At 37.6% G+C, this 13951-nt stretch carries 15 protein-coding genes, 2 pseudogenes and 1 riboswitch; of the genes and pseudogenes, 7 read left to right on the top strand and 10 right to left on the bottom strand.

All coding sequences use genetic code 11. The features are described from left to right. Positions 1–8: 8 nt before the first annotated feature. Positions 9–185, bottom strand: coding sequence for an OmpA family protein (locus AsFPU1_RS22580; protein WP_172957479.1), 177 nt, complete (start codon positions 183–185; stop codon positions 9–11). 195 nt (positions 186–380) lie between these two features. On the opposite strand from AsFPU1_RS22580, the gene AsFPU1_RS09350 reads away from it, so the two are divergent. Then, a complete protein-coding gene (locus tag AsFPU1_RS09350) occupies positions 381–698 on the top strand; it encodes a 2Fe-2S iron-sulfur cluster-binding protein (protein ID WP_124973813.1) in 318 nt (105 codons plus the stop codon). Between the two features lie 50 nt (positions 699–748). Here AsFPU1_RS09350 and AsFPU1_RS09345 read toward each other — a convergent pair whose 3' ends face one another. After that, positions 749–1045 carry a hypothetical protein gene (locus AsFPU1_RS09345; protein WP_124973815.1) on the bottom strand — a complete coding sequence of 99 codons (297 nt, stop codon included), beginning with the start codon at positions 1043–1045 and terminating at the stop codon, positions 749–751. Positions 1046–1247: 202 nt separating this feature from the next. Beyond that, a riboswitch (cyclic di-AMP (ydaO/yuaA leader) is annotated at positions 1248–1383 on the top strand. A gap of 95 nt (positions 1384–1478) precedes the next feature. Here AsFPU1_RS09345 and ntrB point away from each other — a divergent pair. The 3 genes from ntrB (at position 1479) to AsFPU1_RS09330 (ending at position 4762) form a co-directional block, all read left to right on the top strand. Continuing rightward, entirely contained in the window at positions 1479–2321 is an 843-nt protein-coding gene (gene ntrB, locus AsFPU1_RS09340; RefSeq protein WP_124973817.1) for a nitrate ABC transporter permease, read from the top strand. A gap of 197 nt (positions 2322–2518) precedes the next feature. Continuing rightward, the gene (locus AsFPU1_RS09335) at positions 2519–3922 is read left to right on the top strand and encodes a CmpA/NrtA family ABC transporter substrate-binding protein (RefSeq protein ID WP_124973819.1); all 1404 of its coding nucleotides are present in this window, start codon (positions 2519–2521) and stop codon (positions 3920–3922) included. A 15-nt stretch (positions 3923–3937) separates the two neighbouring features. After that, complete coding sequence (locus tag AsFPU1_RS09330; protein WP_124973821.1) at positions 3938–4762, top strand: ABC transporter ATP-binding protein; 825 nt, start codon at positions 3938–3940, stop codon at positions 4760–4762. Between the two features lie 39 nt (positions 4763–4801). On the opposite strand, the gene AsFPU1_RS09325 is transcribed toward AsFPU1_RS09330, so the two are convergent. The 4 genes from AsFPU1_RS09325 to AsFPU1_RS09310 form a co-directional block, all read right to left on the bottom strand. Beyond that, on the bottom strand, positions 4802–5005 hold the full coding sequence (locus AsFPU1_RS09325; protein WP_368665965.1) for a type II toxin-antitoxin system RelE family toxin: 204 nt from the start codon (positions 5003–5005) through the stop codon (positions 4802–4804). A 32-nt stretch (positions 5006–5037) separates the two neighbouring features. Beyond that, the gene (locus AsFPU1_RS09320) at positions 5038–5259 is read right to left on the bottom strand and encodes a hypothetical protein (RefSeq protein WP_227873470.1); all 222 of its coding nucleotides are present in this window, start codon (positions 5257–5259) and stop codon (positions 5038–5040) included. Positions 5260–5415: 156 nt separating this feature from the next. Then, positions 5416–7188 (bottom strand): glycosyltransferase family 39 protein, encoded by a 1773-nt coding sequence (locus tag AsFPU1_RS09315; RefSeq protein ID WP_124973825.1) that lies wholly within the window; start codon positions 7186–7188, stop codon positions 5416–5418. A 296-nt stretch (positions 7189–7484) separates the two neighbouring features. Then, on the bottom strand, positions 7485–8312 hold the full coding sequence (locus AsFPU1_RS09310; RefSeq protein WP_124973827.1) for a hypothetical protein: 828 nt from the start codon (positions 8310–8312) through the stop codon (positions 7485–7487). Positions 8313–8791: 479 nt separating this feature from the next. Here AsFPU1_RS09310 and AsFPU1_RS09305 point away from each other — a divergent pair, with 479 nt between their 5' ends. The 3 genes and pseudogenes from AsFPU1_RS09305 to AsFPU1_RS23060 all read left to right on the top strand — a co-directional run. After that, positions 8792–11107 (top strand): ATP-dependent helicase, encoded by a 2316-nt coding sequence (locus AsFPU1_RS09305; RefSeq protein ID WP_227873479.1) that lies wholly within the window; start codon positions 8792–8794, stop codon positions 11105–11107. 206 nt (positions 11108–11313) lie between these two features. Next, complete coding sequence (locus tag AsFPU1_RS09300; RefSeq protein WP_124973829.1) at positions 11314–11955, top strand: Uma2 family endonuclease; 642 nt, start codon at positions 11314–11316, stop codon at positions 11953–11955. A 12-nt stretch (positions 11956–11967) separates the two neighbouring features. Further along, positions 11968–12192: pseudogene (locus AsFPU1_RS23060) on the top strand (alpha/beta fold hydrolase); the annotation flags it as partial. A 6-nt stretch (positions 12193–12198) separates the two neighbouring features. On the opposite strand, the gene AsFPU1_RS23055 reads toward AsFPU1_RS23060, so the two are convergent. The 4 genes and pseudogenes from AsFPU1_RS23055 to AsFPU1_RS09275 all read right to left on the bottom strand — a co-directional run. Continuing rightward, on the bottom strand, positions 12199–12426 hold the full coding sequence (locus tag AsFPU1_RS23055) for a hypothetical protein (RefSeq protein WP_124973998.1): 228 nt from the start codon (positions 12424–12426) through the stop codon (positions 12199–12201). Between the two features lie 2 nt (positions 12427–12428). After that, positions 12429–12536: pseudogene (locus tag AsFPU1_RS23050) on the bottom strand (type II toxin-antitoxin system VapC family toxin); the annotation flags it as partial. Between the two features lie 13 nt (positions 12537–12549). After that, positions 12550–13137 (bottom strand): Uma2 family endonuclease, encoded by a 588-nt coding sequence (locus AsFPU1_RS09280; protein ID WP_124973831.1) that lies wholly within the window; start codon positions 13135–13137, stop codon positions 12550–12552. A gap of 40 nt (positions 13138–13177) precedes the next feature. Beyond that, the coding region (locus tag AsFPU1_RS09275) for a hypothetical protein (protein WP_125061087.1) at positions 13178–13951 on the bottom strand (774 nt) is incomplete at its 5' end.

Here is a 13951-nt window from a genome sequence, read left to right as displayed (position 1 = left end):
CCGTCGCCTTAAATCAAATCTAAGTAATGACAAATTACCCCAAATAAGGCTGCGATCGCCGTGATTGCTAGGCCAATTAAGGGGTTTTGTCCTTGTGCGACGGCAAAAGAAGTTACAATCCCTGCTCCTAATGCTGCGGTTATCGCTGCTCCAATGAGATCTTTATCTGTATTTTTGTTATACATATTTGTTTGATCAATCCATGAAGGATGGAAAAAGTTAGCGTTTCCTCAAAATAACACCCTGATTTCCTCAAACGCTAACTAAGCCATCAAATTGCAATTAAGCTTTAAATTTAGCTATATTTCTTAACAATAGTCAGAGGTTCCCTAATAAAGATAAATTAGATCAAGAAAAGCTTATCGAGTGTTACGGGACTTATGTCAAATATCTATACCGTTGAAATTCATCATCAAGGGGCCACCCACACCATTCAAGTCCCAGAAAATCAAACGGTTCTTGCTGCTGCCCAAGAAGCTAATCTTGAGTTACCCTTTTCTTGTAGTGCCGGAGTATGTACTACTTGCGCGGCCCAATTGTTAGAGGGAATCGTCGATCAAAGTGAGGGAATGGGGTTATCTCCTGACTTGCAAGGAGAAGGTTATGCGTTATTATGTGTATCCTATCCTCGTTCTAACCTAAAAGTTGAAACTGAAAAAGAAGATATGGTTTATAACCGACAGTTTCCTCAACCTTAACTTTCTTTTACCTAATTCTAGGGGTAAATACACTCAATAAAACCTGTTATTTAAGGTTTAAGGTTTCCCCCTCGAATTACCCAGGTCAGTGTACTACTAATCAACGCGGTGAGAGCAATAATAACGATTTGTCTCCAGTTCTTGAGTTCTCCGACCTTTTCTGCTAGATCTGGTATTTTGTCTATCGATGGTTTCCAGTCTTCTAGACGAGTTTCAATGACAGTTAATCGTTTATCAATACTTGTTAACTGTTCTTTTAAATCACCTTGACCTTTTTCTATGATTTTTTGGTTATTTATAATCAGGTCTTCTAACCTTTTCAAGTCATTCTCTGTTACCGTTGACATAATGTTATTCTCCATAATAAATCTAATTTTTCAGATGTCGCCTAGTTGCCTCTAAGGGAATGATTTTATTATCCGTTATTTAATTGAGTTTCAGGATTTACGGGTTGACCCATAATAATTTTAACTTGACGTTTTTTCAAAACCGTGCTATGCTACTTTGCTAAGTAGAGTAAGTCAGCTTAATCCAAGCCTCCTTTCTGCAAAATTTCTTTTGTGAGAATCAAGACTGGAGCGGGGGAACCAATAGTGGGGCTTATTTCTAAGGATTTTACCTTAGAGAAGGACATCTCTCAGTCCTAGCCCGTCAGCTAACCTCGTCGGCATTGAGAGGAGACTGAAAAAGAGGCATTTTAACTATATGCCCTCGTCAGTGTTCCTGGTTGGTACTGCTCTGTTTTTCTGTACCTACGCTCAACAATTGAGGGTAATAAATATGAATTTAGCGATGCTTGCTGTCGCGGGACAAGCTGCGTGGAAACGCACTAAACCCGTTGTCATGAAAGAAACCGTGTTACTTCCTGCTGCTGGTTTTGCGATATTAATTGCCGTATGGTGGATTATCGCCCTATTTCGGCATGAGATGATGCCTACTCCCTTAGAGGCATTAACCAAGAACTGGGACTATATTTTACACCCTTTTTATGTACGCGGCCCTGGAGACTTAGGGTTAGGCTGGTTATTAATAGCCAGTTTACGGCGTGTCAGCATTGGCTTTTTATTAGGGGCGGCCGTGGCCATTCCTATCGGGTTATTGATTGGAATGTCAAGAACAGCCATGTTGATGATTAATCCTATCATACAGTTACTCAAACCTGTGTCCCCTTTAGCTTGGCTACCTATTGCTTTAGCGATGTTTAACTTAGCCGAACCTTCAGCTATTTTTGTAATTTTTATCACTTCCTTGTGGTCAACTATTATCAATACTGCTTTGGGTGTGGCTAGTGTTCCCAAAGATTATCTAGAAGTGGCCCAAGTCCTAGAAATGCCTAACACTCGGCGAATTTGGAAAATTATTTTACCTGCGAGTTTGCCCTATATTTTCACAGGTTTGCGCATTAGTTTAGGCATTGCTTGGTTAGTCATCGTTGCGGTAGAAATGTTGACAGGAGGCATCGGTATTGGCTTTTTTGTCTGGGATGAATGGAACCGCCTCAATGTTAGTTCGGTTTTCTTGGCAGTGTTTGTTATCGGCTTAACTGGCTTAATCCTAGATTATTTACTGATTAAGATTCAAGTTTGGGTAACACATCGTCCGGCTAGTTCCTCTACCATTTAGGGGCGGGTTTGTGAGGAAATTCCTGGGATTTTCACGAATAGGCCAGATAACCCCCCCTTACAGAATTTCTGGGGCCGTGAATAAACGTAGGGTCGGGTTTGTGACTAAATTTCGGCGATTCTCACAAAGATGCTATATAAACCCGCCTCCAGTAAGGGCGCGATTGTATTAATTTAAGTCCGTTAATAGGTGAAAGAATGAATAATAAAAATTGGACTCGACGGCAGGCCCTTTTAGGTTTAGGGGGTTTTGCCGGGGCAGTGGCTTTTTCTTCTTGTGGTATTAATACCAACCGCGCCCCCAAAAGCCTCACAGAAGCAGCCCTAGCTGTTGATCAAGTCGTTAAACCTGAAAGCCTCGAAAAGCCTAATCTTACGGTTGGATACGTTCCTGTCAATGACTGCGCCCCCTTTGCGGTTGCTTGGGAAAAAGGGTTCTTTCATAAGTATGGTTTAAACGTTACCTTAAGTCGTGAGGCTAGTTGGGGCAACTCTCGTGATGGGGTCATCTTTGGTCGTCTTGATGCCTCACCTGTGGTTTCTGGGGCTATTACTAATGCCAGAATTGGGGCTGAAGGGGCCCGTCACGCCCCCTTATGTGGGGCTATGACCATTCACCGTCACGGCAACGCTATGACCATGAATAAAGACCTCTGGGACGCAGGGATTCGTCCTTGGCATGAATATAAAGGAGATTTAGACGCATTTGGTCGAGATTTTAAGGGCTACTTTGAAAACGCTGCTTATGAAAAACGGGTTTGGGCAGTGGTACTTAGTTCTGCCATTTATGAATACTTTACCCGTTATGTAGTAGCCGCCGCCGGACTTAATCCTGTTGAGGAATTTCGGCTAATTATTACTCCACCGCCCCAAATGGTCAGTAATATGCGAATTGGGGCCATGGAAGCTTATATGGTGGCAGAACCTTGGAATACTCGCGCGATCGCAGGTAATGAAGGGGTAGGTTTTACTTTTGCCCAGGGGCGAGAAATTTGGCAGGGACATCCTGACCGAATATTGGCGGTAACAGAATCTTTTATTGAAGAAAATCCGAAAACCTATCGTTCTTTGGTCAAAGCTTTAATTGAAGCTTGTCAGTATTGCAGTAAAGCTGAAAATAGAGAAGAAGTAGCCACTATTATATCTACACGACCTTTTACCGGGGCGAAACCTCAATATACTCGACCTGGCATTGTGGGAGATTACAATTATGGGGGATTTGATGGACAAAAAAGGATGATTAACAGTCTAGAAACAACTATGTTTTATGATCTTCCTTCTGATGTTTCGGCCATCCCCCATGATCATTCCACCTTTTTATGGCAGTCGCAAAGTCTCTGGTTAATGACCCAAGCGGCAAGATGGCAGCAGATTAAAGAATTCCCTAAATATGCGGAAAAATTTGCTCATAAATCCTGGAGAACTGATTTATATCGAGAAATTGCCGCAGAAATGGGGATTAAATGTCCGACGGAGGATTATAAAGTTGAACCGGCCGAGGCATTTATTGACAATAAGGCTTTTGATCCTAGTGATCCTATCGCCTATCTCAACAGTTTTGCTATTCGCGCTAACGCGCCTCAATCTTTCTTCATGTCTTAATATTAGGAGGTTATTATGACTCGTACTATTACCCGTTCTGAAAACCGAACCAATGGTTCTCAGCAAAATGATTTTCTGGTGATTGAAAATTTAGTTAAGGCATTTCCTAAACCGGATGGCGGTCAAGTTGTCATTCTTAATGGAGTTGACTTAAAGATTGGGGAACAAGAATATATCTCGGTTATTGGGCATTCTGGCTGCGGTAAATCGACTATGTTGAGGATTATTGCAGGTTTAGATAAACCGACTTCAGGGTTAGTCACTCTTGAAGGTAAGGCAATTCGTAAACCTGGGTCTGACCGCATGATGGTGTTTCAAAGTTATGCTTTGTTACCTTGGTTAACGGTACGGGGTAATATTCGTTTGGCGGTGGATGAAGTGTTAAAAAATGCCAGTAATACTGAAAAAGTGAATCTGGTTAATGAGCATTTGGCTATGGTTAATTTAACGGCGGCCGCTGATAGATATCCTGATGAAATTTCTGGGGGGATGAAGCAACGGGTAGGTATTGCCCGTGCTTTAATTACTCGTCCTAAAATGTTATTGATGGATGAACCTTTTGGTGCGTTGGATGCTTTAACTAAGCGTAAGTTACAAACACAAGTGTTAGAAATTTGGGAGAGTCATCGACAAGCAGTAATGATGATTACTCATGATGTGGATGAAGCAATTTATATGTCAGATCGTATCATTTTGATGACAAATGGCCCCGAAGCAACCATCGGAGAGATTTTAGACGTTCCTTTTCCTCATCCGCGCGATCGTCATGCGATTCAAGAATCTAAGGAATATAATGATCTTCGTCTTCATGCGTTGGATTTCTTAGAGCGTTATCAGTAATAATAATTAGTAGGGTGGGCAATGCTCACCCTACTTTTTTCATTTATAAATATCACCACGAGAGCCAATCTCTGTAATAATAAAAAGACGTTCTTCTTTGTTAACTTCAATTAAAATTCTATAATCCCCTATTCTTAATCGATAACCACTACGTCCTTTTAAGGATTTAAAGTCTACTTGAGTTGGATTATTTAGTAACTTATCTAACTCATCAAAAATGCGCTGACGGTTTTTAGGTTGCATCCGCTTCAGATAATTTTGCGCTGGTTTTAAGATTATATAACGCCACTGGAGCAATTTATTTGATCCTTGAATTCTTCAAGTAGTATACCGGAATCTAAACCTTTTTGATAATCTTGATAAGCACTTTCTGAAGATTCAATAAGAGTCGGTGAAATATCATCGGCTGTTTCTGAGTGTTCTAAAGAGTCTAAGAAATTTTCTATTTTATCAGATGCTTGTTGCTGATCATTAAAAGTTTTCATCTGTTTAGCCATGAGTTCTTTCTATTATTATAGCGTTTCTCGTAACGAGTGTCGAATGCACCTCTTTCGTAGTTATTCCTTTGATATGATGATAATTATAAAAATGGCTAATTGACAAAAGAGACGTTTTATGAAGCGTCTCTATAAATAAAAAATTGCTAAAATTAGTTAATTACAGATATATCTTTTATATCCATAACCATCAATATAGGGATAGTTTTGATTATCAAGGGTACAATTATTTAAGTCAATGGGTGCGATAAAATTAACTGTCCAAACTTCTAAAGGATGAGACATATTTTTTACTGTTTTTTTGAGCGTTTCTGTTGCTTCTGGGGTATTTTCTTGCTCTTGATGAACTAATAAAAATGAAATATTTTCTAATTCAGATTTATTATGTAATTCTAATCCTATTCCCATCATTTCTCCAGTTTGTACTAAACTTTTATGCGTCGTAGCAATTAAAACAGGTTGAGATGCTGTTTCTTTAATCACCGAAATAAATTGTTCTGGACGATAATATTTTTGATATCCTAAATTAACAGTAACTGTGATTGCTCCTAACAATCCCATTACCCAAACAGCAGTAAAAGCTAGTTGACCATTGGAGTTTAATTTGTCATAAAGTTTTCGCAGCAAAATTAAAGGATTCAATGTTTTTTGCTGTTGTAAAACTGTATTTTCTGCTTTAATTGCAGACCACAAAATAGCTAAACTTGCTCCTACTACAACCATCATAGCAGGGAAATAAGTAAAACTATAACGAGCAGCGCGGGTTAAATCTTGTCCTATGACATAAGTAATAAACAGAAATAAACTGATTACTCCACCAATAAAAGTTATCAAAATCAACAAAGGTAAACGAAATTGATTTAACTGCATTCCTTGTTTAATTCCTCTTTTAATATAAGGAACAAACCAGATAAAAAATAACAGTAAAATTAATCCGGAAATAATGACAACGGGAATAGAATCAGATTCAACAGGTAACAAAGAAATCATGGGAACCCAGACGGCTAATAATTGGACTGGGGGACTAATTGCATATAAAATATGACTTAAAGGATGAATCCAAGTAATCATATTATTACCGTATCCTTGAGGAATTACTAAATACATCCATAATATACCTGTAGTTATTGTTCCGAGAATTATTAAGCAAATACGGATTAAATTACGTTTTAATAAACCCGACTGATTTTCTTTCAGTTTTAAGTAACCTAAAATTACTAATGTAATAGCTTCAGCAATAAGAGTTAAAGAAAAAAAGTAATGAACTGACAAACCTAAACTATTAATTATTATCCAAACAAAAATTAACCATAAGGGGATAATTGTTTGTTGATAAAGATGTTGAAGAGCAACCACTAAACACATTAAAGAAGCAATGACAAATAACATAGCTAAGGTGTAATGACGCGCTTCTTGGGCTAAAAAAATACCATAGGAAGAAACAGCCATTAAAGCGGCACTTATTTGTCCGACTAGACGAGAACGAAAAGCAATTTTACCCAAAAAATAAACAGCAGGAATGGATAAAACTCCGAATAAAGCAGGCAGCGATCGCATGATCCAAACATCTACATATTCCCCCGAATGAGGAAATAAATTCACCCATAAATGAACTAACACAAAATAAAGGGGTGGATGATTATCTTCTCGTAATAATAAAGTAACAACATCTCCTATATTTGCATTAGGGTTACAGCGCAGAGGTTGTAAAAGAGTATCTAAAGAAATAATTTGATTTAGGGGAACTGAGGTAAAATTATTCCCTAAACTAAATACCATCGTAGCAAATTCATCTGTCCAAGGGGGTTTAGCCGTAAGATTAGTAAACCGTAGAATACTACCAATAAACACCCATAAACACATAAGTACCAATTCATTGACTTGAGATAACTGACTAACCCACTTTTTAGACGACTGAAGTTTTAACACTGACGATCCTCAGAACCACATTGTAAATAAAATAACTTAAATTTAGCTTATGTGACTCAATATACAGTGAAATTCTAGAGCTTAATGGTATTAAGCCCCTAAAAATGATATTAATTTAAAAATAATGCTATTGGGTAATTTTTATAATTGCCGTCAATGAACTAATGGATATCATTAATTTTGTGGGTTATCGGTTTATTTTGTTTACCTCAGTTGAATCAGAAAAAAATTCTACCTATGTCCAACTGGGGCTTAAATAATTATTAATTAATAGAGTGTTAGTCTTAGTCAGTTATTTATGATTTTTTTTTGCCTCCCAATATCAATACTAATCCCGTCACTGCAAGAAGAGAAACAAAGGAGGTTGGTTCAGGAACTTCCACTACTTCAGGGACAAGATCGCGCGAATCAACAATATCCATTGTGGCATCTAATTCAGGCAAACTTGAGGGATTTCCCGTCAAGATTAATTGCATAGCACCCACTTTAGTAAAGTCTACAGGAGCCAAGGATTGTTGCTGGAATAACGCTTTATTGCCCGTAATTTGGTTGAAGTCGTTTTGAAAAAAGACAAAATTTAAGGTTTGATTGGTAATGCGTTGCGGGAAAGTAAAAGAGGCTGTGGCAAGATTTCCACTTATATCCCAGATTTTAAAGGTAGTTGCTAGTGATAAATCTGCACTTTGGAAGAGAATAGTAATCGCATCGTTTAATTTTCCGTCGGTGATGTCGATTCCTCCCAATCCTGTTTTGTTCACTGTAGGGGAGTTATCCCTTCCGTCCCAGGTTATTTCTAATTGTGATGAAATACTTGCTTCATTACTGTAGGAAAGGTTGCCACTAGAGGTACTTACTACCGCAGTCGCAGTTTGTTCGGCCAAGTTCCCAATAACATTATTCAGAAAAAGATCTCGATAACCTCCAATAATGCTAGGTGCAGGTGTTGTCACTGGTCTTTGTATAAAGGGGATTTGAGTTTGACCAAAATCCTCGGCACCAACGATAACCCTACCTCCAGCAGCACCAAAAGTGTCAATTGTAATCGTTCCTGCCTGAACACTACCCGTGCCTAAGAGAGCAAGGGTAGTGATTAAGCTTAGTAAATTTGTTGAGACCTTAAACATAAGTTTTTCTAATCTTAAAGATCAATATTGATTTAAAAATATGATAGCTGTAAGAGATTAACTTCTCGAACTTCAGGACATTGATCATCCCCAATAACAGGTAACAATGTATTGGGTATTAAACTGGCTGGTCTCACTTTCCTCACACTTAGTAAGTAAATCCCAGTCAGCAAAGGCATTATAACTGAGTATGGTGGTTTCATTTTTCCCCTATAATAAATCGTAATTAACTTTCACTACATTATATGTTTCTTCGATAATTTAAGCAAAATATTTTTACAATGTCAAGGAGAATGTAAATAATGTTTGCAGGAAGACATAGTACAGTTTGTAAAATAATGGTAAATAAGTTAAACAATAACGATTCAAATAATTTCACTGTATTAAACGTTTAAACCTATTTTTGATATAATGGAATTAATTACACTGTAAAAATAATTTTAACCTTGAACAATAAAATTATAACTGACCCAACTTTTATTTCTGAAACTCTATCAGAACAACTCAAAAAACTGCGAGATAGTTTACGCCCTGGACAACAACAATTAGCAGATTGGGAAGGGGGTAAAATGGCAGTCTCTGCTGTTCCGGGTGCAGGTAAGTCTCATAGTCTTTCTGTGGCGGCTGCAATGGCGATCGCTTGTTATCAACTCCATCCAAGAAAACAATTAATTATTGTTACTTATACTCGTTCTGCTGCTGCTGGAATTAAAGCAAAAATCAAAGAACGTCTCAAAGAATTAAAATTACCACAAACTGGATTTATGGTGCAGACATTACATGGTTTAGCCCTTAATATTGCCAGTCGTCATCCTGAGTTATCTCAACTGAATTTAGAGACATCAACTGTTATTATTCCTACCCCCAGTCATCGGGTAATTAGAACTTGTGTTGAAAAGTGGATTATTAATAATCCTCTACGTTATAAAACTTTACTAGAAGGTAATCAATTTGATGGAGAAGAAACCGAAAGATTACGCCGTCAATCTGTTTTAAGAACCGAAGTTTTACCCCAACTTGCTTATACTATTATTCGAGAAGCCAAAAGTTCAGGACTGTCTGCACAACAGGTATGGGAATTTAATGAATTAACTATCGATTCTTATGAGATTTTAGCTGTTGCTGCTGGCTTATATGAACAATACCAACAAGTCATGCGATCGCTGGATTTTATTGATTATGATGACATGATTTTAGGGTCATTACAAGTCCTCAAAGATCCCACTATTCGTCAATTTTGGCAACAACAAGTATTTGCTGTTTTTGAAGATGAAGCACAAGATTCTAGTCCTTTACAAGAAAGATTAATTTCTGTTTTAGCTGAGAATAATAATGAGACTAATTTAATGAGAGTTGGTGATCCGAATCAAGCAATTAATTCGACTTTTACAACTGCTGATCCTGTTTATTTTAATTGGTTCTGCGAAAGTTGTAAAACTGAAGATAAATTAGCTTTAATGAATCAAGCTGGACGCAGTAGTGAGATCATTATTAAATCCGCAAACTTTATGTTAAATTGGGTTAATCAACAGTGGATAATTGAGGCTAAAAAACACAGCAAAAATAATTCATTAAACAATAAGAAAAATTTAAAATATGATACCCCATTTCGTCAACAAGATATTAATCTTGTTCCTATAAACGACGTACAACCTAACCCTGAATCTGTAGGACAAGGATTAGAAATTTATCGCCCTGATGATATTTATCAGACAGTAGATTTAATCGGTCAACGGGTATTAGAATTATTAACCCAAAATCCCGATCATAATGCGGCTATATTAGTCAGAGAAAATCGTCAAGGTCGCTTTTTAGCAGAGAAATTAAGTTATTTACCACGAGAACATAAAATTAAACTTTATGAAGTCGGAGAAGTAGAAAGATTTTCACAAATTCCCGAAGAAATTCTTAAATTATTACAATTTATAGATCGTCCTCATTCCCCTGATTACTTAAAAACAGCACTAGAAATTTTAGAAAAAAGAGGATTAATTTCTGCCCAAGATCTCAATATTTTAGCCACATATCCCGAAAATTTTCTCTATCCTAGTCCTCTAATTCCCCAACCCAAAAAGCCCGTATTAGAAGCTCGTCGTTATTGTTGTAATCTCTTACAAGCTAAACTAGAATTACCTACTTATCAACTTATACCCTTTTTAGGAATGACTCTGAAATATACGGGAGCAGAATTAGCCACCCTGCAAAAATTATCGGATAAAATAAGTCAGGAAATTATCAGTAATTCTTCCTTAAAATCAATGATAACTGCTCTCAAAGAATTAGTTAATACAGAACAATTTGAAAGTGTAGAAGAAGACAATGATAATCGTTATACTGCAAAAAATCAATTAACGATTATTACCATGCATAAAGCGAAAGGATTAGACTGGGATTATGTCTTTATTCCTTTTCTCCATGATGACGTATTACCTGGGAAACCTTGGGTTCCTACTTCTGCTAAATTTTTAGGCCCATTTACCTTAGCAGAAGTGGCCCGCGCTCAAATTCGCACCATCGTTCATAGTCAATATATTAACCCAGATCAAAAGATTAATATTCCCCAACCTATAGACGCTTGGGGAGAAGCACAACAACTCAAAAAAGGCGAAGAATTTCGCTTACTTTATGTAGCAATGACTCGCGCAAAAAGACTTTTATGGATGTCCGCAGCAAAACAAGGACCTTTCCGTTGGAGTGTTTTTAAAGGAGATGGAACTGTTAATTTACAAACAAAAACCCCTTGTCCTATTTTACCTATATTAATGGATAGATTTCCTAATTCTGTGATGCACTAATTACCTATGCACAATTAAGGTATGATTTTTATCTCGCGCTCCCGACAAGGCAGCGCGCCCGCGTCCTTGTAGGGTTGGTCTTGGGGATCACGAGGTGACAACAAGGTTAAAATGGAGGCAGGGGTTAGGGGTTGGGGAAAATTTCTCCCCGAAATTTAAGTTGATGACCATCTCTATTATAAAAAGAGTCAGAGGTAATTCTAATTATGCAACTAACTTTGAATCAAATTATTGTTTCTCCTGGTCAACAGTTGCTCTTAAAAGATGTTAGCTGGAGGCAGTTTGAAACTATTTTAGATGAATTAGGAGAAAATCGTACTGCCAGAATATCCTATAGTTATGGAGTGTTAGAAATTATGGTTCCTTTACCAGAACATGAGAAAGATAAAGAAATTATTGGAGAAATAGTTAAACTCCTTTTAGACGCATTGAATATTGATTTTGAAGCGTTGGGTTCAACGACTTTCAAAAATGAGCAAATGAATCAAGCGGTGGAACCTGATACTTGTTTTTATATCAAAAATCAAGAGGCTGTTATTGGTAAAAATAGGTTAGATTTATCCATAGATCCTCCTCCAGATTTGGCGATAGAAATTGATATTACTTCTCGCACTCAATTAGATAATTATCGACTTTTAGGAGTTCCTGAACTTTGGCGATATTGTCAAGATAATTTGACTATTAATTTGTTACAAGATGGTGAATATATTGATGCTTTGAACAGTCCTAATTTTCCAGGTATTCCTATTATAGAATTAATTAATGAGACGGTTAAGCAAAGTCAAATTGTGGGGAGAAGTAAAGCAATAAAAGGGTTGAAACGTTGGGTTAAGGATAATATTAATTAGTATAATATTAGAGATTATAGAAACTTAGAACATGACCAAGCTGATATTGACCAAAAAATTCAATATCCCCTTTTAGTTTTATGGGGAAAACAGGGAATTATTAAAAGGAAATATAAAGTCTTAGACAGTTGGAAAAAAAGAGCGATAAATGTACAAGGAAAATCCATTAACTGTGGACATTTTTTACCAGAAGAAGCACCAGAAGATACTTATCAGTCTATTAGGGATTTTTTGTGATAACGGCTAAATTGAGCGGCGGCTAGTATCCCTTGTATCACCACCAATATCTTTCGGTCGTCCGCTCCAACGTTTTGTTAGACCGTGTTTTCGAGACAAGGTTACAACTTCTCTGCCGCTTTCGGCTTGCTCCTTTTGCAAATCAACAAAGATGGCTTTTAAGTCATGATTGAATGACCTAGAGTACTCTTCACGAATTCTGTGGATCTCTTGGACGATCTCATCATGAAACAGAATCAACCTCCTAGAAGTTCATAGGGTGTACAAAGAATCGGTAACTCATATCCAAAATCAATGCTGATCTTTGCCAATTTTCCCTGAATTTGAGCATTGCAATAACAGTTAGTGAATCAATTATCAAAGATCACCGTTTAAAATTTGGGCGACATTGTGGTTGAATTCAGGAAAAGTCGGAGATCGTACTATATCTTCTGAGGTGAATTGAATCTCATCGTAGAAACCTTCAGTAAGAGTAAGAACAGTGACTTTGGCTTTGAGAGGGTCAATGATCCAATACTCAGGAATGTCTAAAACGCTATATTCAGACCGTTTAGCTCGATAATCTACACCTTGAGTCGATTGAGAGACGATTTCCACAACAAGGAGTGGAGGAGGTTCGTTTAAGGCAATAATAGCTTCGCGGTTTTGCAGTTGTCGCCACTGTGAAATAGATAAGACAACAACATCAGGAATGCGAACCGTATCCCATCGAGAACCACGAGGAGATTGAATACCAATAACCATTTGTTTAGATACCCAAGGTTGACCCAAACGTTTAATTTCATGACGAAAACAACTGTTAATAAAATCGGCAATTTCACCATGTTGTCCCATACCAAGGGTCATTGGAACCAGTTCTCCATTGACGAGTTCATAGTTAGTATCAGTTCCATCGTTATAGTTTAGATATTCATCAAGGGTCAAGTGTTTAATCGTGAGGGTCATTTCAGTTATCAATTATCAATCATCAATTATTAATTATCAATTATTGTTCCTCAGTCATCATCCGTAAACGGACAGTACGTTCCCCTGCTTCATCTAACCGCACCTCAATAACCTCTCCACTAAGAGACTCAAGAGAACTTAACATCGATCGCAAATGAGGACTACTGGCCCCCGTATCCACATATAAGCGATCGGCTAAACTGCCCAACCTTTTCCAAGTAGTATATAGTTTACCCACCGTTTGCTCTAATTGGGTGGCTTGTTTGACTAAATCCGCGGCCGTACTCAAACAATCTAATCTTAACGCTTCCTCTAAGGCCATTTCTAAATCAAGAGGCGTTTTTTTCAGGGTTTGAACTTGGGCCGCAGCATCCAAATATTTGGCCAAGCTTCGCGCTTGAGACGTGACTATCTTGACTGTATCCACATCAGGATTTTCTGCCACTTCTTTTTGAAGACTTTTAATGTGACTATCGGGCAATTTCTCCATTTCTTTGACCAAAGGGGCCAAATGACGAGACGGTAATACACCTTCTTCTGCCTTTTCCTTAACTTCAGGAGGCAATAAATCCGAACTCATGGCTGTCCACTCATCCGATAGTTGCTTAACCTCTCTTCGGGTAATGCGATCGCCTTTTTGAGCAGCTTCACTAACTAATTGTTGAACTTCTGGGGCAGATTTAGCGGTTTCGACAAAGGCCCGTTTGCTAAAATTATTGATCGAATTTGGATTTAATTGTCCCTCAGCTAACAAAGTATCGGCACTATTAGCCAGTTGAATCAACCCATAAGCCTGACTTTTGGTGATTTCTCG

This window comes from Aphanothece sacrum FPU1 (genome assembly GCF_003864295.1).
GTDB classification, from domain to species: domain Bacteria; phylum Cyanobacteriota; class Cyanobacteriia; order Cyanobacteriales; family Microcystaceae; genus Aphanothece_B; species Aphanothece_B sacrum.
Note: the sequence above shows the minus strand (reverse complement) of the source record. Positions and strands in the feature narration are given on the sequence as shown.

Excerpts from the sequence above, each read along its gene's own strand:
- AsFPU1_RS22580 (WP_172957479.1), bottom strand. The coding sequence starts at position 185 with ATGTATAACAAAAATACAGATAAAGATCTCATTGGAGCAGCGATAACC.
- AsFPU1_RS09350 (WP_124973813.1), top strand. The coding sequence starts at position 381 with ATGTCAAATATCTATACCGTTGAAATTCATCATCAAGGGGCCACCCAC.
- AsFPU1_RS09345 (WP_124973815.1), bottom strand. The coding sequence starts at position 1,045 with ATGTCAACGGTAACAGAGAATGACTTGAAAAGGTTAGAAGACCTGATT.
- ntrB (WP_124973817.1), top strand. The coding sequence starts at position 1,479 with ATGAATTTAGCGATGCTTGCTGTCGCGGGACAAGCTGCGTGGAAACGC.
- AsFPU1_RS09335 (WP_124973819.1), top strand. The coding sequence starts at position 2,519 with ATGAATAATAAAAATTGGACTCGACGGCAGGCCCTTTTAGGTTTAGGG.
- AsFPU1_RS09330 (WP_124973821.1), top strand. The coding sequence starts at position 3,938 with ATGACTCGTACTATTACCCGTTCTGAAAACCGAACCAATGGTTCTCAG.
- AsFPU1_RS09325 (WP_368665965.1), bottom strand. The coding sequence starts at position 5,005 with ATGCAACCTAAAAACCGTCAGCGCATTTTTGATGAGTTAGATAAGTTA.
- AsFPU1_RS09320 (WP_227873470.1), bottom strand. The coding sequence starts at position 5,259 with ATGGCTAAACAGATGAAAACTTTTAATGATCAGCAACAAGCATCTGAT.
- AsFPU1_RS09310 (WP_124973827.1), bottom strand. The coding sequence starts at position 8,312 with ATGTTTAAGGTCTCAACAAATTTACTAAGCTTAATCACTACCCTTGCT.
- AsFPU1_RS09300 (WP_124973829.1), top strand. The coding sequence starts at position 11,314 with ATGCAACTAACTTTGAATCAAATTATTGTTTCTCCTGGTCAACAGTTG.
- AsFPU1_RS09280 (WP_124973831.1), bottom strand. The coding sequence starts at position 13,137 with ATGACCCTCACGATTAAACACTTGACCCTTGATGAATATCTAAACTAT.